The organism is Kitasatospora purpeofusca (assembly GCF_042691725.1).
Taxonomy (GTDB): domain Bacteria; phylum Actinomycetota; class Actinomycetes; order Streptomycetales; family Streptomycetaceae; genus Kitasatospora; species Kitasatospora purpeofusca_B.
This window is the reverse complement of sequence record NZ_CP170483.1, coordinates 996,513-1,015,119: the sequence shown is the minus strand read 5'-3', so window position 1 is coordinate 1,015,119 and position 18,607 is coordinate 996,513. Positions and strand designations below refer to the sequence as shown.

The 18,607-nt window shown below is 75.9% G+C and carries 14 protein-coding genes; 6 read left to right on the top strand and 8 right to left on the bottom strand.

Going from position 1 to position 18,607, the window contains the following annotated elements:
- Positions 1–262 precede the first annotated feature (262 nt).
- From ACFCLZ_RS04430 to ddaH, 4 genes are all read right to left on the bottom strand, one after another.
- Positions 263–949 carry a Tat pathway signal sequence domain protein gene (locus ACFCLZ_RS04430; RefSeq protein WP_380283327.1) on the bottom strand — a complete coding sequence of 229 codons (687 nt, stop codon included), beginning with the start codon at positions 947–949 and terminating at the stop codon, positions 263–265.
- Between the two features lie 241 nt (positions 950–1,190).
- Positions 1,191–2,378 (bottom strand): hypothetical protein, encoded by a 1,188-nt coding sequence (locus ACFCLZ_RS04425; RefSeq protein ID WP_380283326.1) that lies wholly within the window; start codon positions 2,376–2,378, stop codon positions 1,191–1,193.
- A complete protein-coding gene (locus ACFCLZ_RS04420; RefSeq protein WP_380283324.1) occupies positions 2,375–3,823 on the bottom strand; it encodes a hypothetical protein in 1,449 nt (482 codons plus the stop codon). Before ACFCLZ_RS04420 ends, ACFCLZ_RS04425 begins: the two co-directional genes overlap by 4 nt.
- Before the next feature lie 207 nt (positions 3,824–4,030).
- Complete coding sequence (gene ddaH, locus ACFCLZ_RS04415) at positions 4,031–4,849, bottom strand: dimethylargininase (RefSeq protein ID WP_380283323.1); 819 nt, start codon at positions 4,847–4,849, stop codon at positions 4,031–4,033.
- A 265-nt stretch (positions 4,850–5,114) separates the two neighbouring features.
- Between ddaH and ACFCLZ_RS04410 the strand changes: the two genes are divergently transcribed.
- Complete coding sequence (locus ACFCLZ_RS04410; RefSeq protein ID WP_380283321.1) at positions 5,115–5,918, top strand: class I SAM-dependent methyltransferase; 804 nt, start codon at positions 5,115–5,117, stop codon at positions 5,916–5,918.
- A 50-nt stretch (positions 5,919–5,968) separates the two neighbouring features.
- On the opposite strand, the gene ACFCLZ_RS04405 is transcribed toward ACFCLZ_RS04410, so the two are convergent.
- Positions 5,969–6,970 carry an aldo/keto reductase gene (locus ACFCLZ_RS04405; RefSeq protein ID WP_380283320.1) on the bottom strand — a complete coding sequence of 334 codons (1,002 nt, stop codon included), beginning with the start codon at positions 6,968–6,970 and terminating at the stop codon, positions 5,969–5,971.
- Between the two features lie 199 nt (positions 6,971–7,169).
- Here ACFCLZ_RS04405 and ACFCLZ_RS04400 point away from each other — a divergent pair, with 199 nt between their 5' ends.
- Positions 7,170–7,688, top strand: a complete 519-nt coding sequence (locus tag ACFCLZ_RS04400; protein WP_380283318.1) for a GNAT family N-acetyltransferase — start codon at positions 7,170–7,172, stop codon at positions 7,686–7,688.
- 5 nt (positions 7,689–7,693) lie between these two features.
- Here ACFCLZ_RS04400 and ACFCLZ_RS04395 read toward each other — a convergent pair whose 3' ends face one another.
- From ACFCLZ_RS04395 to ACFCLZ_RS04385, 3 genes are all read right to left on the bottom strand, one after another.
- A complete protein-coding gene (locus tag ACFCLZ_RS04395) occupies positions 7,694–8,773 on the bottom strand; it encodes a hypothetical protein (protein ID WP_380283317.1) in 1,080 nt (359 codons plus the stop codon).
- Positions 8,774–8,814: 41 nt separating this feature from the next.
- Positions 8,815–9,579 carry an SOS response-associated peptidase gene (locus ACFCLZ_RS04390; RefSeq protein ID WP_380283316.1) on the bottom strand — a complete coding sequence of 255 codons (765 nt, stop codon included), beginning with the start codon at positions 9,577–9,579 and terminating at the stop codon, positions 8,815–8,817.
- A 152-nt stretch (positions 9,580–9,731) separates the two neighbouring features.
- Complete coding sequence (locus tag ACFCLZ_RS04385; RefSeq protein ID WP_380283315.1) at positions 9,732–11,051, bottom strand: NAD(P)/FAD-dependent oxidoreductase; 1,320 nt, start codon at positions 11,049–11,051, stop codon at positions 9,732–9,734.
- A 232-nt stretch (positions 11,052–11,283) separates the two neighbouring features.
- Here ACFCLZ_RS04385 and ACFCLZ_RS04380 point away from each other — a divergent pair, with 232 nt between their 5' ends.
- From ACFCLZ_RS04380 to ACFCLZ_RS04365, 4 genes are all read left to right on the top strand, one after another.
- A complete protein-coding gene (locus tag ACFCLZ_RS04380) occupies positions 11,284–13,038 on the top strand; it encodes an ABC transporter ATP-binding protein (RefSeq protein ID WP_380283314.1) in 1,755 nt (584 codons plus the stop codon).
- Entirely contained in the window at positions 13,035–14,810 is a 1,776-nt protein-coding gene (locus ACFCLZ_RS04375; RefSeq protein WP_380283313.1) for an ABC transporter ATP-binding protein, read from the top strand. Before ACFCLZ_RS04380 ends, ACFCLZ_RS04375 begins: the two co-directional genes overlap by 4 nt.
- A gap of 531 nt (positions 14,811–15,341) precedes the next feature.
- On the top strand, positions 15,342–17,006 hold the full coding sequence (locus ACFCLZ_RS04370) for an acyclic terpene utilization AtuA family protein (RefSeq protein WP_380286074.1): 1,665 nt from the start codon (positions 15,342–15,344) through the stop codon (positions 17,004–17,006).
- Positions 17,003–18,601: an acyl-CoA carboxylase subunit beta gene (locus ACFCLZ_RS04365; RefSeq protein WP_380283312.1), complete on the top strand. Its 1,599-nt coding sequence runs from the start codon at positions 17,003–17,005 to the stop codon at positions 18,599–18,601. The genes ACFCLZ_RS04370 and ACFCLZ_RS04365 overlap by 4 nt, the downstream gene beginning before the upstream one ends.
- Positions 18,602–18,607 lie beyond the last annotated feature (6 nt).

The following is an 18,607-nucleotide window of genomic DNA, read 5'->3' as shown; positions in this document are numbered from 1 at the left end:
GCCGTCGGTCGGCACCACGACGACGTCCGGACGCGGCCGTGTCCGCAGCGCGGCGGCGAAGCCCTCCCGCAGGTCCGTCCGTCCCGCCGCCGCCCACCAGCGGGGTCTCAGCGGCCGCGCCGCAGGAGAGCACGGTGACCAGGTCGCGGCGCCCCCCACGGCCCGGCGGATCGCCGTGACCTCCAGCAGCGCGGTGGGCGTTCGGACGGCGGCCCGCGAGCGGTGGGCGGGGGCGCACCGCTCGCGGGCCGGGTCGTGGCGGTCAGTTCACGGAGACCGCCGGTCCTCCGGGCTGGGTGGAGTCGGTCATCGGGCCGTAGGTCGCGGAGAAGTAGCCGTCGCCGGGACAGAGCGCCGATCCGCCGCTCTTGACGAAGTGGGCGTTGCGGAAGACCAGGGCGTGCGCGGTGTTGTCGGCGGTCCCGGTGAAGTCGCCGCTGAGCTGGTAGGTGCAGGTGAGGGTGCCGAACCAGCTGTTCAGCACGGCCGAGGCCTGGATCGGTCCGGCCGGCCCGGCGGTGAGGGTGACGGGCAGGCCGGCGGAGTCGGCGACCGCGACGTTGTAGGCGAGGTTGCCGACGGTGAGGCTCTTGACCGAGGTGACGCCGGTGACGTTGGCCGTGCAGGAGCCGAAGGTCAGACCGGTCAGGGACGCGGTGGCGGTGCCCGGCGCGGCGGGGTTGCCGAGGACCTTGGCGGTCAGCGGGGAGACGCCGCAGAAGACCCCGGTCGAGCCGGTGGTGTCCGAGGAGAAGACGGCGCGGGTGCCCGTGGCGAGCGGTGCGAGCAGGATGTCGCCGACGCCGACGGCCGTTCCGCCGGCGGTCAGCACGGGCCCGGCGGCGGGGGTCGCGGCGGAAGTCGCGACGGGAGTCGCGGCGGCCGGGAGGGCGCCGACGGCCAGGGTGGCGGCGGCCGCGGCCAGGGCAAGGCAGGGGTGCATGCGCATGGGGGTGCCTCGTTCTCGGTGGGGGCGAGCGGGCGGACGTCCCGGTGCGCCGGAGAAGTGGGGCCCGGCGCCGGGGAGTTGACTACGTTGTAGAGCGGTGTCCGCACACCGTCAAGGCGCGGGGCGGCAGTTGTTGACAATTCGTCAGCAACACGCGCCCGAGGTCTTGCCGGGCCGCCGGGAACTCCCTACCGTCGAGTAGCGCCCACGCCGACCGGGTCACCTCCCCCGAATCCGCGCGCTACCCGCGCGCCGCCCGGCGGTAGTGGTCCAGAACGTCCTTGCGCAGCAGCTCGCCGAAGCCCGCGCCCTCCAGCCGGACGGCGAGCTGGGGCTCGGTGAGGTTCAGGGCGGCGGCGGTGGCGGGAAGGTGCCAGTCGTGCGCGGCGAGGCGGTCCAGCAGGTAGCCGCGGCGGACCTGGGGTTCGGAGAGGCGGAAGGTCTTGAGGTAGGCGACGCGGCCGAGCTCGTCGGTGATCGCCTCGCCGATGTGGTTCTCCTCGCGGGGCCGGAAGTCCGGCAGGAAGCGGGCGAGGGTGAAGCGGTCGAGGCGGCGGACCGTGCGGGCCCGGTAGACGGTGTCCAGCAGGCCGCCCGCCATGGTGCCGTCGTGGAAGGCGGCCCAGGCGCGCTCCTGGCGGCCGACGGCGGCGCGCAGGTCGGCGGTCGAGGTGATCGGGCCCTCCGTGCGCAGGTCGGCGCGGAAGTCCGGGACGGCGGCGGACAGCAGGGCGTAGTGGTGGATCAGTTCGCCGTAGAGGTCGAGCAGCAGGGTGCGGTGCAGGGCGCGGTAGTCGTCGGGGTGCGGGACGACGAAGGCGGCGGCGAGGGCGTCGGCGACGTACACCACCAGGCCGCACTGGCCGGGGTGGAGCTCGAACACCCGCAGCGCGTCGGCGAGGCCGCGGACCTGCCCGCCGGCGTAGGCCTCCTCGGCGCGCGGGGACAGGCCGCGCCGCAGGGCCCGCTCGGACCACTGCTCCCAGGTGACGGTAGGGCCGCCGAAGTGCAGCGCGAGGTAGCCGTCCAGAGCGAGGTGCAGCGGCAGGAAGCGCAGCCGGGTGCGGCCCTCGCGCTTGGCGAGGCGGCGCGGCACCCGCACCCGGACGCGGTCGGGCGGGGCGGCGGACGCGCCGGGCGCGCCGGGCGCGTCCAGCCGGGTGCCGTAGGCGGCCGCCGGGGTGCCGTCGCGCGTCCAGTCGGCGACGAAGCCGTGCGGGATGTAGGAATGGTAGGCGGCGCGGCGGCCGACCGGGACGGCGGCGTACTCGTCCTCGTACAGCTCCTGGTGCAGCCGCAGGTCGGCGATCGGCTCCGGGCGCACCAGCGGGACCAGGCGCACGCCGCCCCACACCTGGGCGGGCCGGGTGTCCAGGCCGGTGAGGTCGAGGCGGAAGGCGGACCGTGCGGCGGGGAGCGCGGCGCTCATCGGACGGCCACCTCCGGGGCGGCGGCCAGGAAGCGCGCGGTGCGGACGGCCAGGTGCGCCGTCAGCTCCGCGAGATCGGTGCGGCCCTCGGCGAAGCGGGCGAACTCGACCAGCGCCGGCAGGTCCTCGGCGTCGCGCAGCCCGGCCGTGGGCACCGTCGGGGCGAGTCGGCGCACGTCGAAGCCCTCCGCGTCGTAGACCGGGTTGAGGTGCACGATGCTGGTCCGGCGCTCCGGGTCCAGCCGGGTGCGCCACACCCGCAGCACCTCGGCGGCCAGGCCCGGCGGGGCGTTGTCCCAGCCGTCGGAGACGATCAGCAGGCGCTGGGGCGCGGTGTCGAGCGCGTCCAGGATCCGGCGGCCGAGCGGGGTCGGGCCGGACGGACGGGCGAGCAGCGCGTCGGTGCGCCCGGAGGTCCACAGCGCGGTGTACCCGTCGGCCAGCGCCTCCAGCAGGAAGTGGCAGGCGAGCGCGGCGGCCAGCGGCCGGCGGCGCTTGACGCCCGAGCCGTACGCCGACCAGCTGTCGTCCAGCACGGCCGTGACCCGCCCCCAGCTGCCCTCGGTCGCCCCGGCCGCGCGCGCGGCCCGGCGCGCCGAGGCGCGCAGGGCGTCGGTGAGCTCGGCGCGGCGGGCGGCCCGGTCGGCGGGCGGCAGGCCCAGCGCGTACGAGGCGAGGCGGGTGAGCGGCATCCGGGAGAGGTCCGCGGCGACGGCGCCGGCCCCGTGGGCACGGGCCGACTCCTGGAGGCGCAGCCGCTCCAGGGCGGTCAGCCGGGGCGCGATCCGCTCCAGGAACGCGGCCCGTGGGATGCCGTGCCGCTGGGCGAAGGACTCGGCGACGGTGTAGGGGAGTTCGAAGACGGCGGCCTGCTGGTGGTGGGCGCGCCGCCAGGCGTCCAGCAGCGGCGCCCGGTACTTGGCCCGCCGGCCCGGGGCGTACAGGAAGTCGCCGGTCTCCGCCTCGGCGGGCCGCAGATGGGCGTGCCGCAGTGCCCGCTTGAGCCCGGCCCGGTACTTGACGGCGTCGAGGGTCTGGTCGGGGCGCGCGGCCAGCCAGTCGCGCAGGATGGCGCGGGTGCGGCGGTTGTTGACCTTGGCGCGGCGCAGCTCGCCGATCAGCCGGTAGACCCGCTGCGGCGGCAGCAGCGCCAGCCGGCGGGCGATCAGCCGGCCCTCGGTGCGCCGCTGCTCCCCGGTGGCCTCGCGGGAGCTCTCCAGCAGTCGGCGGACGATCAGGGCGGCGTTGTGGTCGTTGATGTCGAGGGCGAGCGCGGCGGCGTACGGGCCCCGGTAGTTGACGCACATGTAGGTGTGCAGGAAGTCCAGCGAGAGCTGCTGCTCGGCGGCTCCGCCGTGGAACTCGCGCTGGCCGGTGCCGGTGATCGCGGCGTTGACGAAGAGCAGCACGTCCTCGGCGGCGACCAGGTCCCCGTACGTCTCCACCGACCCGCCCCCTTTCCGCCCGTGCGATGTCGTGGCGCCGGCCGGGGAATGGGGGCACGAACTGCGAATCATTGCGGTAGAGGCACATTCCGGAAGTCGCACCGGAGTCCCGCGGCCGGCCGGACGACCCTAACACCGTCCGGCCGGGGGAGCGCATCCGATTTTCCGGTCGGCGGCCCCGGGAAAGGGAGCCCGGGAAAGGGCGGGTCAGGCGGGGGCGCCGCGCAGCTCCAGGGTGCAGCACTTCACGCTGCCCCCCGCCTTGAGCAGCTCGGTGACGTCGATCCCGACCGGCTCGAAACCCCGCGCGCGCAGCTGCGCCGCCAGCCCGACCGCCGCCTCCGGGAGGACCACCCGCAGGCCGTCGGAGACGGCGTTGAGGCCGAAGACGGCGGCGTCCTCGTCCGAGGCGAGCACGGCGTCCGGGTACAGCGCGGCGAGCGTGCCGCGGCTCTCCGGCGAGAACGCGGCCGGGTAGTACATGATCTCGTCGTCGCCGAGCACCGCGAGCGCGGTGTCCAGGTGGTAGTAACGCGGGTCGACCAGCTCCAGGGTGACCACCGGGCGGCCGAGCACGCGCTGCGCCTCCGCATGCGCCCGGCGGTCGGTGCGAAAGCCCGTCCCGGCCAGGATCCGCCCGCCGACCGGCAGGTAGTCGCCCTCGCCCTCGTTGGTGAACTCGGCCCGCACCACCGTCCGGTAGCCGCGCGCGCGGAACCACTCCCGGTACGCGGGGGCCTCGTCGGCGCGCTCGCGGTGCCGGAACCGGGCCACCAGGGCGGTGCCGTCGACGACGGTGGCGCCGTTCGCCGCGAACACCATGTCGGGCAGGCCGGGGAGCGGCTCGATCAGCTCGACGGTGTGGCCGAGCTCCCGGAAGAGCGCGTGGAGCCGCTCCCACTGGGCGACCGCCCGGGCGGCGTCGGTCGGCTTCGCCGGCTCCATCCACGGGTTGATCGAGTAGTCGACCGTGAAGTGGGTCGGACGGCACATCAGGTAGTGGCGGGGGCGGGCGGTACGGGACACGGGCGGCGGTCTTCCTTCCGGCGGGGTGGTGCGGAGGGGTGGTGCGGCGCGGTGGCGCCGGCTGCCCCGAGCGTGCCGGGCGCGGCGATCGCGGACGTGGCCGTGACGTGCACGGCCGTCGGACGGCGGCGGTCCAGCGGGGTGCGGCGGCGCCCCGTCCGCCGCGCGACACGCGGGCAGGAACGTGCCTGCACCGGCGGCGCGCCGCGCCGGGGTGCACTGGCCCGGCACGGGAACGCCGTCGAGCCGAGGGAGAGGGAACCGGATGGGGACGGGTACGAGGGCGGCGGGGGCCGGTCCGGTCCGGGTGCTGGACGTTTCCGGCGCGGACTACCGCCGGGCGTTCGAACTGTTCCTCGCGGGCACCGACGAGAAGCCGCTCACCCACGCCCGCCTGGGCGAGGTCGTCGCCGGGCTGGGCCGCCGCCGGGTGCTGCTGGACGTGGGCGCGGGCGAGGGGCGCACCACCGCGTACCTGGCACGGCACTTCGAGCGCACGGTGGCCGTCGAGCCGAGCGCGGCGATGCGCGAGAAGCTGCGGCTGGCCTGCCCCGACGCGCTCGTCCTGCCCGAGCCGGTGGAGGCGGCCGAGCCGCCGGAGCCGGCGGACCTGGTCCACCTCTCGCACGTGCTGTACTACGTGCCGCCGCAGGACTGGCTGCCCACCGTGAGCCGGGTGCGGGACTGGGTGGCGCCCGGCGGCGCGCTGCTGGTGGTGCTCCAGAACCCGGAGAGCCCCTGCATGCGGATGGCCGCGCACTTCACGGGCGTGCGCTACGACCTCGGGCCGCTGGCCGGGCAGCTGGCGGCCCAGGACGCCGACCGGGCCGCGTCGGAGTACGCGTACGCGCTGGAGGCCCTCGACCTGCACTACCGGACCGACCGGCTGGACGAAGCCGTGGACGTCGCCGAGTTCATGGTCAACGTGGCCGACCTGGCCACCATGGACCCGCTGCCGGAGCGCGCCGAGCTGGCGGCCTACGTCGAGCGCCACTTCACCCGGCCGGACGGCGGCTACGCCATCGGCCACACCCAGGACATGCTGACGGTCCGCCGCGCCGCGCGCTGACGGGGGCGGCGACCGGGTGCCGGGTGTCGGGTGCCGGGTGTCGGGTGCCGTCAGGCCCAGGGCAGCGCGGAGCGGGTGCGCCAGTACTCCTCGGCCGGCTCGGCGAGCGCCGCGAGGCCGGCCAGGCCGGCGGCGTCCACGGCGAGCCCGACGGCCTCCAGGTTGGAGGCCAGCTGGCCGGTGGTGGCCGCGCCGGAGAGCACCACGTCGGCCCAGGGCTGCGCGGCGACGGCGGCGAGCGCGAGCGCGTCGCAGGACGCGCCGGTGCGGGCCGCGAGGGCCCGCAGCGCGGCGGTGTCCGGGCCGGTGGCGTTGCGGTCGGCGAGCCGGCCGTTGGCCATGCCCTCCTTGACCACCACCAGCCACCCGGCCGCGTGGGCCTCGGTGAGCGCGGGGCCGGCGGAGGGCTCCAGCAGGTTCCAGGTGGACTGCACGGCCGCGAACAGCGGGCGGCCGTCGACCGTCACCTCCAGGGCGGCCCGCACCGCGGCGGCCTGCGCCGGGCCGCTGGTGGACAGGCCCACCCGCACGCCCCCGGCGGCCAGCGCGGCGAGCCGCGCGTGCAGCACGGGGTCGGTTAGCGCGGGGCTGTCCGGCGTGACCGAGTGCACCAGGTAGACGTCCGGCAGCCCGCCCAGCAGCGCCCGGGTCTCCGCCACCTGGCGGTCGAACACCGCCGTCGAGTGCTCCTTGACCTCGTGCACCGGTACACCGGAGGTCCGCCAGTCGGCGGTGTAGGTGTAGCCCCACTTGCTGCCGACCGTCACCTCCCGCGCCGCCTGCGGGCGGGCGGCGAGCCACCCGCCGAGGAACTCCTCCGCGCGGCCGTAGGAGCGGGCGGTGTCGAAGTAGCGCACCCCGGCCGCGAAGGCGGCGTCGAGCAGGGCGTGGGTGCGCTCGCGCAGGGCGTCGACGGTGCGCTCGGCGGGCAGGTCGAGGCCGCGGCCGAGCGTGATGTAGCCGGGCCGCCCGACGGCCGCGGTGCCCAGCCCGAACCGCGCGATCGACGGTCCGGCGGCGTCCTGGGCTGCGGCGGCGGGGGCGGTCGGCATGGCGGGCTCCTTCGACGGCGGGACCGGGGCGGTACGTGCGCCCGCCTTTCCGGCAGCCTATCCACCGGGCCGCCCCTGACCTGCGCCGACGCCCTGCCGGCGCTTTGTCGGAGCCCTGCCGACGCGCTGTCGGCGTCCGCCGCCGGTGGCCTATGCTCCTGAACCGCAGGAATGATGATCACCACGGGGAGGCGCGGCCATGAGCTACCGGATCGAACGGATCGGCCCGGCGGACTGGGAGCGGCTGCGGGAGGTGCGCCTCGCACAGCTGCTCGACACGCCCATGGCCTTCCTGGAGACGCACGAGACGGCGCTCGCCCACGGCGAGGAGGAGTGGCGGGCCAGGGTCCGCCGGGTGAACGAGCCCGGCAGCATCGGCCTGGTCGCCGTCACCGGGACGCCGGGGGAGTGGGTCGGTACGATGATCGGCTTCACCCCCGAGCCCGGTACGGCGCTGCTGGTCGGCGTCTGGGTCGCCCCGGAGCACCGCGGCCGCGAGCGCGGGGTGACAGACCTGCTGCTGGACGCCGTCGTCGCCTGGGCGCGCGACGAGGCCGGGGCGCGGCGGCTACTGCTCACCGTGCACGAGGACAACGCCCGGGCCGGTGCCTTCTACCGCCGCCGCGGCTTCGACTTCACCGGCGCCACCAAGCCGTACCCGCTCGACCCGGCCGCGCGCGAGCTGGAGATGGCCCTCCCGCTGGACCGGCCGGTCTGACGCGGTCACCCCCCGGCCGCGCTCCAGCGGTCGAGCGTCCCGTTCGCGTCGTCGTACGTCAGCCAGGTGCCGTCCCCGAGCGGGTGCACACAGCTGTCGACGGGGCCGCCGGGATAGCCGATCCTCCCGCGTATCTCCAGGGTGCGGGCGTCCAGCAGCCAGTGCCGGGCGTGCTCCGGATCGTCGTCGGAGTCGAGCGTGGAGGCGATGACGGTGTCGGCGTCGACGAAGCCGCAGCCGTGGTCCCAGCAGAGCGGGTCGCCGTCCTCGCCCTGCTCGGGTTCCCGGTGGGCGAGCACGGTGCCGTCCAGCGCGTGCAGCCGCAGGTCGCAGCCGCCGTGTTCGACCGTCAGGAAGCCCGGGTGGCCCGGGTGGACGTCCGCCAGGATGCGGTCCAGGTCCTCGTTGACGCCCCAACTGCTGAGCTCCGCGCCGTCCCAGCGGGCCCAGTGGAGCTCCACGCCGTCCTGGCCCATGCCGATGCAGAGGCCGACGTGGGCGCCGTCCGGGTGGGAGAGCTGGTGCGAGCCGGAGGAGTCGCTCCGCAGTGGCAGCCGGGCCAACTCCCCGCCGTCCCCGGCGTCCAGGACGACCCAGTGCTCGCGGCAGCGCTGCGCCGCCGACGCGGAGGCGACGTGCGCCCACACCAGCCGGCCGTCGTCGGAGATCCGGCACGAGCCGTGTTCCGGGCCGGGGCACGGCTCCCGCTCGCCGCCGGTGTGCGGGTGGGCGCCCCCGAATCCCCAGCAGTCGTGCGGGTGTTCCCACAGCGTCGACCCGTCCCGCGCGACGGCCCGCACGGCCCGCTGGTCGGCGAAGACCGCGAACGAGCCGTCGGGGCTCACCGACCGGCCGCCGTACTCCCACTCGGGCCGGGGCACCGGGAAGACCGCGGCCGGCGCGCGCTCCCCGGCGAACAACTCGTCGAGGTCGTACACCTCCAGCTCCCGCCCGTGCCGCAGCAGCGCGCGGCGCGACCCGTCCGCGCGGCGCTCCAGGGCGAAGCCGTTGACCAGTGCGGCGCCGCCCGGCAGTGCCACCGAGTCGCGCAGGTGTGCGGTGATCGACACCGTGGTGATCGACATGCCCCGACGCTAGCGCGTGCCACCGACAATCCGGCCGCCGCTCAGGTGTAGTGGCCCCCGGTGACCTCCGGCAGCGGGTCCTCGACCGGGTCCAGCAGCCGCGGGCCGTCGTTGCGCACGCTGTTGACCGTCGTGGCCACCGGCCGCACCCTCAGCTCGCCGGCCGGCGCGTGCAGCAGGTCGCGCACCTCCCCGGGGTCGGTGACGGACGGGTCCAGCCAGGCGCCCAGGGCGTCGGCGGCCAGGGTGACCGGCATCCGGTCGTGGATCCGGCCGGCCGCGTCGGTCGCCTCGGTGGTCAGCACGGTGCAGGTGACCAGCCAGGCGGCCGGGTCGTCGTCGTGCTCCACCGCGCGGTCGCGCCAGAACTCGTACAGCCCCGCCATCAGCAGCAGACCGCCGTCGGGCCGGTGCAGGTAGTACGGCTGCTTGTACGCCTTGCACCCCTCGGCCGCCGGGACCGGCCGCCACTCGAAGTAGCCGTCGGCGGGCACCACGCAGCGCCGTTCCTTGAACGCCTTGCGGAACGCGGGCTTCTCGTGCGCCGTCTCCACCCGGGCGTTGATCATCCGGGCCCCGGAGCCGGGGTCCTTGGACCAGGACGGCACCAGCCCCCACCGCAGCGACCGCACCTGCCGGGTGAGCTCCCCGGTCTCCCGGTCGACCCGCTCCAGCACACCGGGCACCCGGTCGGTCGGCGCCACGTTCCAGGACGGCGCCAGGGCCTCCGCCGCCGGCCACACCGAGGCGCGCAGCAGGTCCGCCAGATCGGACGGGGTGGTGGTGGAGACGAAGCGACCGCACATGCGCCCCATCCTGCCCCCTGGCCCCACCGCCCGTCACGTGTCTCGGCGGACTGCGGCCGCCGCAGTCCCCGCGAGGCGTTCGACGAGGACAAGGCCCGCTCGTGGAGCGGTGTCGGGGACGGGGCGGGGACGGGGACGGTTCCCGCCGGGGCTCAGGCCGGGACGAGGGCGTCCCACTGGTCGCGGGTCGGGCCGTCGTGGGTCGGGGCGAAGTCGGGGCGGGCGGCCAGCCAGGCGGTGAGGCGGTGGTCGACCTCGTCGGTGCCGTAGGCGGCGTCGGCCGGTTGCAGGAGGTGGCGGACCTTGGCGCGGGCCCGCATGACGACGGGGTCGTCGAAGGCGCAGGCGGCGAGCGCGGCGGCTCGGCGGTCCGGGAGGGGCGCGTCGTCGGTGAGGCGCTGTTCGTTGGCGCGGTCGGCCGTCACCTGTGCGTCGTACCAGGGGCGGAGGGCCTCGGCGGTCCAGGCGTGGTAGCCCGCGGGGTCGGCGGCGATCCGGTCGGCGTGGGCGGCGAGGTGCTGGGCGGCGCGCAGGCCGAGGGCCACGCCGTGGCCCAGGGTGGGGTTGGTGTGCATGAGGCTGTCCCCCGCGTTGACCAGGCCGGTGACCACGGGACCGGCGTCGTCGGTGAGGGAGGTCCAGCGGTTGTCCAGGCCGGCCATCGCCAGCACGGGGGACTGCGGTTCGGGGGCCAGGTCGAGCCAGGCGGCGGTGGCGGGGAAGCGGCGGGCGGCGGCCTCGAACACGGCGGGGTCGGTGAGCGCGCCGCGGGTCGGGTCGCCGGTGGAGAGCACCAGGTTCACCGCGAAGGTGTCGTTGTCGGAGGGGAAGACGCCGGCGAGCGCGAACGGCGCGGCCGAGCCGGGCCGCACCCGGCCGGGGTCGCGCGGACCGTCCGCCCGCAGCCGGTACCAGCGGCACAGGTAGGCGATCCCGGCCCGGTGGCTCTCGACCACGGGCGGCCGGCAGCCGGCCGCGACCAACCAGCCGGGAACGGGCGAACGGCGGCCGGCCGCGTCGACGACGAGGTCCGCCGGGTGCGTGCCGGCGTCCACCCGCACACCGGTGACCCGCGGCGGGCGGCCCTCCTCGACGACGAGGCCGCGCACCCGGTGGCCCCGCCGCACCTCGACGCCGGCCTCCCGCCGTACGGCCGCCGCCAGGGCGGCCTCCAGCACGATGCGGCGGGTGCGCAGGGTCACCAACTCCTCGTCCCCGGCCCGGTGCGGCGGATGCTCGCCGAACCAGTCGAAGTCGTGGTACTCCCGGGCTCCGCGCGCCAGCAGGTCCGCGTGCACGTCGGGGGCCTCGGCCCGCAGCACGGTGCGCACGGGAGCGAGGAACGAGTGCGGCTGGACGGCCTGCGGGACCCGGGGCCGCTCCCAGTGGAAGAAGTCGTCGTGCAGGTCGTCCCCGGCCTCCCGGGTGTCCTGTTCGAACACCGTGACCGTGCGGCCCCGCCGGCCGAGCATGAGTGCCGTCCCCAGCCCGCTGATGCCCGCGCCTATCATCGCAACCCGCGCCACAAGCTCCCCTTCGCGTCGTGTTGCGAAACGATCTTAGCGTGATCGGACCGGCCGATCGGCCGCCGGACCTGCCGGTTCGCCGCCGCCCGTATCTGACGTTCCGTCATATCACCGCGCCTGTAGCGTGATCACGGCAGAACCTTGATCGACTTTCGGGGTGGCACCTAGGGTGTCCCACATGATGGACTCGTACGCGGATCCGGGCGCGCCGGATCACCGGAGCGCGGCACGCTACTTATGGTGGCTGACGGTCAGTCAGCGCCGGCGGGTCACGGGCGGTGCGGTGCTGGGCACCTGCTGGATGGTCTGCCTGATGCTGCCGCCCTACCTCATGGCGCGGGCAATCGACGACGGGCTCCAGCCGGGCGACACCGGCGTCCTGCTCGGCTGGGTGGCCGCGTTGGTCGCCGTCGCGGCACTCAACGCCTGGCTGGGCATCATGCGCCACCGCACCATGACGCGGGTGCGGATGGACGCCACCTTCCGGACGGTCAAGGTCGTGGTCGCGCACGCCACCCGGTTGGGCGCGGAACTGCCCCGCCGGGTCTCGGTCGGCGAGGTGGTCAACATCGGGACGGGCGACGTCGCGCAGATCAGCCAGACGCTGACGATCACCGGCCCCGGTGTCGGCGCCGTCGTCGCGTACCTCGTCGCGGCCGCGCTGCTGCTGCCGGTCTCCGTCCTGCTCGCGGCCGTCGTCCTGCTCGGCGTGCCACTGCTCGCCGTCGTGGTCGGGCCGCTGCTGGAGCGGCTCCAGGGCGCGGAGTCGCAGTACCGCGAGCAGCAGGGCGTGCTGACGGCCCGGATCGGGGACATCGTCGGCGGCCTGCGCGTCCTCAACGGCATCGGCGGCAAGGACCTGCTGGCCGGGCGCTACCGCGACGGCTCGCGGGGCCTGCGCGCCGAGGGTTACCGGGTCGGCGCCGTGACCAGCTGGATCCAGGCGCTCGCGGTCGGCCTGCCCGCCCTCTTCCTCGCCCTGGTGACCTGGCTGGCCGCCCGGATGGCCGCCGAGGGCACCATCACGATCGGCACCCTGGTCGCCGTCTACGGCTACGTCGCCGTCCTGGTGGTGCCGGTCGCCAGCTTCATCGAGAGCGGGTACGACCTCACCCGGGGCCTGGTGGCCGCCGGGCGGGTGGTCCGCCTGCTCGACCTGCGGCCCGCCGTCGAGGACGCCGCGACCCTCCGCCCGGCCCCCGGCGGCCCCGCGGCCCTGCACGACCCCGACACCGGCGTGGAGCTGGCCCCGGGACGGCTCACCGCGATCGTCAGCGCCCGCCCGGCCGAGTCCGCCGCCGTGGTCGACCGCCTCGGCCGGTACGACGGGTCCGCCGCCACCTGGGGCGGCGTTCGGCTCGCGGACGTCGCGCTGGCCGAGGTCCGCCGCCGGATCGTGGTGGCCGACAACGAGGCCGACCTCTTCGCCGGCCCGCTGCGCACCGTGGTCGGGGGCCGCTCCGAGCACACCGACGCGGCTATCGCCCGGGCCGTCCAGGACGCCGCCGCGCAGGACATCGTGCGAGCCCTGCCCGCCGGCCTGGACACGCCCGTCGAGGCCGGGGGCGGCAACCTCTCCGGCGGGCAGCGCCAGCGGCTGCGCCTGGTCCGCGCCCTGCTGGCCGACCCGGAGGTGCTGCTGCTGGTCGAGCCCACCTCCGCCGTGGACGCCCACACCGAGGCGGCCATGGCGGCCGGGCTGCGCCGGGCGCGGACCGGGCGCACCACCGCCCTCACCTCGACCTCCCCGGTCCTGCTGGAACAGGCCGACACCGTCTGCTACCTCGCCGACGGCCGACTGGCGGCCGCCGGTCCGCACCGGGCGCTGCTCGCCTCGGAGCCCGGCTACCGCGCGCTGGTGGCCCGCGGCGGGGACGAACCGGCCGAACCCGCCGACACCGGAACCACGCTCCCCGAGGAGGCCGTCCGATGACCGCTCCGACGCAGCCGGCCGGCGGGGCCCTCCCCGTCGGTGGGCCCCTCCCGGTCGCCGGGGCCGCCGAGGTCCGCCGGGCCGCCGTGCGCCTGGTGCGCCAGGAGGGCCGCGCGGTCCTCGCGATGCTGCTCCTCAACGGGCTGGCGGCGGCGGCCGGGCTGGGCGGCCCCTGGCTGCTCGGCCGGATCATCGACGACGTCCGGGGCGGGGCCGGGGCCGGCCACGTCGACCGGCTCGCCCTGGGCATCCTCGGCTTCGCGCTGGCCCAGCTGCTGCTGGGCCGCTTCGCCCGGTACACCGCGTACCGCTTCGGCGAACGGACCCTGGCCCGGATCCGCGAGGGCTTCGTCGAGCGGGTGCTCGCCCTGCCCGCCCCGGTGGGCGAGCGCGCGGGCGCCGGAGACCTGATGACGCGCGGCACCGCCGACGTCGCCACCGTCGGCACCACCCTGCGCGCCGCCGGGCCCGAGGTGTCCGTCGCGCTCGTCCAGGTGGTCTTCATCCTGGCCGCCATGCTCGCGATCAGCCCGCTGCTGGGCGTCTGCGGGCTGCTCTGCCTGTCCGGGATCTGGTTCGCCACCCGCTGGTACCTGCGCCGAGCCCACGCCGGCTACCTCGCCGAGGGCGCCGCCGCCTCGGAGGTCGCCGAAGTGCTCGGCTCCACCGCCGCCGGGGCCCGGACGGTCGAGGCGCTGGGCCTGGAGGAGCGCCGGATCGCCGCCGCCGCCGAGGCGATCGAGCGCTGCCGGGTCACCCGCATCCACACGCTCCGCCTGCGCAGCGTGCTCTTCCCGGTGGTCGACTTCTCGTACGTCGCCCCGGTCGCCGTCGTCCTGCTGATCGGCAGCGCCCTGCGCGGCACCGGGGCGGTGAGCATCGGCGCGGTCGTCTCCTGCGCCCTCTACTTCTGGCAGCTCGCCGAGCCGCTGGACAAGGTCATGCTCTGGATCGACCAGATCCAGCGCGGCCACGCGTCCTTCGCCCGGGTCGAGGGCGTCGGCGGGATCGACGCGCCGGCCGTGACCGGCGGCGGGCGGCCCGCCGACGACCGGATCGACGTGGTCGGCGTCCGCTACGCCTACCAGGGGGAGCGGGACGTCCTGCACGGGGTCGACCTGACGGTCCGCCCGGGCGAGCGGCTGGCGGTGGTCGGCCCCTCGGGTGCCGGGAAGTCCACCCTGGGCCGCCTGCTGGCCGGCGCGGACACGCCGCGCACCGGGCAGGTGACGGTGGGCGGGGTGCCGGTCGCCGAGCTGGACCCGGCGCAGCTGCGCCGCCACGTCGTGCTGGTCTCTCAGGAGCACCACGTCTTCCTCGGCACCGTGCGGGACAACCTCCGGATCGCCGCGCCCGAAGCCACCGACCAGGAGCTGCAGGCGGTGCTGGCTGCCGTCGACGTCGACTGGGTGGACGAGCTGCCGGACGGGCTGGACACCGCGCTCGGTGCGGGCGGCTACCGCCCGGACGCCCAGCAGGCGCAGCAACTCGCCCTGGCCCGCGTGGTGCTGGCCGATCCGCACACCCTGATCCTGGACGAGGCGACCTCCCTGCTGGACCCGGCCACCGCCCGGCACACCGAGCGCTCCCTGGCGGCCGTGCTCAAGGGCCGCACCGTGATCGCCATCGCCCACCGCCTGCACACCGCCCACGACGCCGACCGGGTCGCGGTCATGGACGGCGGCCGGGTGACCGAACTGGGCAGTCACACCGAGCTGTTGGCGGCCGACGGTGGCTACGCGGCGCTCTGGAGGTCCTGGCACGGCGCCTGACCGCGGGGCGACGCCTCGCCGACGTGGACCCTGAGCGCCCGGGCCGCGCCGGTGACCGGTTCGGGCCCGGAGATCCACGCCGGCCGGTCATGGCGCTCCCGCCCGGCAGGTTCTGCAGGGCGGCGGCGAAGGCACCGGATCGGTCCACCGGACGAACGGGAGGTCCGCTCCACGGGCCTCCCGGACACCATCGGCCGGATCGCGGCCGCTCTGCGGGCGGCGGGCCTACCGGAGTTCAGCGTCACCGCGCTCAACCGGCAGGCCGCGCGCCTGCGGCAGCTGAAGCCGTCCGCGACGGCCGACCGGCGCCGACGGCCGCGGCGGCGCGCCGCTCGGCGGCGGGGCGGGAGGAAAACAAGCAAGCGTGATTGCTTTTTCTCTCGCAGAGTGCCAGTCTGCTCACCGTCGGCGAACGTTGGGCCACCTCTGGGGGTAGGCGTGCACGTGGGGTCGCAGGCGCGGGCGGCGGGCGGTGGGCCGGTGCTGCGGGTCGGGAACGCCTCGGGGTTCTACGGGGACCGGTTCTCGGCGATGCGGGAGATGCTCACCGGCGGGCCGCTGGACGTGCTCACGGGGGACTACCTGGCCGAGCTGACCATGCTCATCCTGGCGCGGGACCGGCTGAAGGACCCCTCGCTCGGGTACGCCAGGACGTTCCTGCGGCAGTTGGAGGAGTGCCTCGGCCTGGCGCTGGAGCGCGGGGTGCGGATCGTGGTCAACGCGGGCGGCCTCAACCCGGCCCGGCTGGCGGACGCCGTGCGGGAGTTGGCGAAATGCCAGGGGCTGGACGCGGCGGTCGGGCACGTCGAGGGGGACGACCTGTTGCCGCGCCGGGAGGAACTCGGGCTGCCCGAGGGGCTGTTGGCGGCCAACGCCTATCTGGGGGCGTTCGGCGTCGCGGAGTGCCTGCGGGCCGGGGCGGACGTGGTGGTGACCGGGCGGGTCACCGACGCGGCACTGGTCGCGGGGCCGGCGATCGCCCGGTTCGGCTGGGGCGCGGGGGACTTGGACGCGCTCGCGGGCGCCGTGGTGGCGGGCCACGTGCTGGAGTGCGGGGCGCAGGCCACCGGCGGGAACTACGCGTTCTTCCGCGAGCACGACGTCACCCGGCCGGGCTTCCCGCTGGCCGAGCTGCACCCGGACGGCTCCAGTGTCATCACCAAGCACCCGGGGACCGGCGGCGCCGTGACCGTCGGCACCGTGACCGCCCAACTCCTCTACGAGACCGGCGGACCGCGCTACCTCGGGCCGGACGTGACGGCCCGCCTGGACACCGTCCGGCTCACCGGGGCCGGGCCGGACCGGGTGCGGATCGACGGGGTGCGCGGCGAGGCGCCGCCGGCCACCCTCAAGGCCGGGCTGAACCGGCTCGGCGGCCACCGCAACGAGGTGGTGTTCGTGCTCACCGGGCTCGACATCGAGGCCAAGGCGGCGCTCGTCCGGCGGCAGTTCGAGGACGCGCTACCGCCCGGGCGCCGACCCGCAGAGCTGCGCTGGACCCTGGCCCGCACCGACCACGCCGACGCCGCCACCGAGGAGGCCGCCTCCGCGCTGCTGCGGCTCACCGCCAGGGACGGCGACCCCGACCGGGTGGGCCGGGAACTCGGCCGGGTGGCCGTGGAGTTGGGCCTGGCCGGGTATCCGGGCTTCCACCTCACCGCGCCGCCCGGGCCGGGCGCGCCGTACGGGGTGTTCGAGGCCGCGTACCTCGACGCGGCGGCCGTCGAGCACACCGCCGTGCTGCCGGACGGTCGGCGGGTGCGCATCGCGCCCGCACCCGTCACCGCGCCGGAACCGGAGGTGGGGGAGCAGCCGGACGTGCGGGAGCAAGCGGTGGCCGCCGACGAGGCCCCCGTCCCCGGCCCCACCCGCCGCGCCCCGCTCGGCCTGGTGGCCGGCGCCCGCAGCGGCGACAAGGGCGGCGACGCCAACCTCGGCGTCTGGGCCCGCGACGAGCCCGGCCGGCGCTGGCTCGCCCGCACCCTCACCACCGACCTGCTGCGCGAACTCCTCCCGGAGGTGGCGGAGCTGCCGATCACCCGGCACCTCCTGCCGAACCTCCGCGCGGTCAACTTCACCATCACCGGCCTGCTCGGCGAGGGCGTCGCCGCCCAGCACCGCTTCGACCCGCAGGCGAAGGCGCTGGGGGAGTGGCTGCGCTCGCGCCACCTCGACATCCCGGAGGCCCTGCTGTGACCGTCCTGCCCACCCGCCTCGACCCGGGCGGCGCCGAGTACACCGCCCACCGGGAGGCGATGCTGGCCAAGCTCGCCGACCTGGACGCCGAGCACGCCAAGGCGCTGGCCGGCGGCGGCCCCGGCTACGTCGAACGCCACCGCGGGCGCGGCAAGCTGCTCGCCCGCGAGCGGATCGAGCTGCTGGTCGACGAGGACTCGCCGTTCCTGGAGCTCTCCCCGCTCGCCGCCTGGGGCAGCGAGTACCCGGTCGGCGCCGCGCTGGTCACCGGCATCGGCACCGTCGAGGGCGTCGAGTGCGTGATCACCGCCAACGACCCGACCGTGCGCGGCGGGGCCTCCAACCCCTGGACCCTGCGCAAGGCCCTGCGCGCCCATGAGATCGCCCGCGTCAACCGCCTCCCGCTGGTCAACCTGGTCGAGTCCGGCGGCGCCGACCTGCCCAGCCAGAAGGAGGTCTTCATCCCCGGCGGCGCGCTGTTCCGCGACCTCACCCGGCTGTCCGCCGCCGGGATCCCCACCGTCGCCGTCGTGTTCGGCAACTCCACGGCCGGCGGCGCCTACGTGCCCGGCATGTCCGACCACACCGTGATGGTCGCCGAGCGGGCCAAGGTGTTCCTCGGCGGGCCGCCGCTGGTGAGGATGGCCACCGGCGAGGAGGCCGACGACGAGTCGCTGGGCGGCGCCGAGATGCACGCCCGGACCTCCGGCCTGGCCGACCACTTCGCGCTCGACGAGCCGGACGCGCTGCGCCTGGCCCGCCGGATCGTCGCCCGCCTGGACCACCGCAAGCCCGGGCCGGGGCCGGATCTCGCCGCCGAGCCGCCGAAGTACGCCGAGGAGGAACTGCTCGGCATCGTCCCCGGCGACCTCAAGGTGCCCTTCGACCCGCGCGAGGTGATCGCCCGGATCGTCGACGGCTCCGACTTCGACGAGTTCAAGCCGCGCTACGGCACCAGCCTCGCCACCGGCTGGGCCCGGCTGCACGGCTACCCGGTCGGCATCCTGGCCAACGCGCAGGGCGTGCTGTTCAGCCAGGAGTCGCAGAAGGCCGCGCAGTTCATCCAGCTCGCCAACCAGCGCTCGGTCCCGCTGCTGTTCCTGCACAACACCACCGGCTACATGGTCGGCCGGGACTACGAGCAGGGCGGCATCATCAAGCACGGCGCGATGATGATCAACGCCGTCGCCAACTCCACCGTCCCGCACCTGTCCGTGCTGATGGGCGCCTCCTACGGCGCGGGCCACTACGGCATGTGCGGGCGGGCCTACGAGCCGCGGTTCCTGTTCGCCTGGCCGAGCGCCAAGTCCGCGGTGATGGGCCCGCAGCAGCTCGCCGGGGTGCTGTCGATCGTCGCCCGGCAGTCCGCCGCCGCCAAGGGGCGCCCGTACGACGAGGAGGCGGACGCGGCGGTGCGGGCCGTGGTGGAGCAGCAGATCGAGGCCGAGTCGCTGCCGGCCTTCCTCTCCGGGCGGCTCTACGACGACGGGGTGATCGACCCGCGCGACACCCGCACCGTGCTCGGGCTCTGCCTCTCCGCGGTCCACAACGCGCCGGTCGAGGGCGCCACCGGCTACGGCGTCTTCCGGATGTAGGGGGAA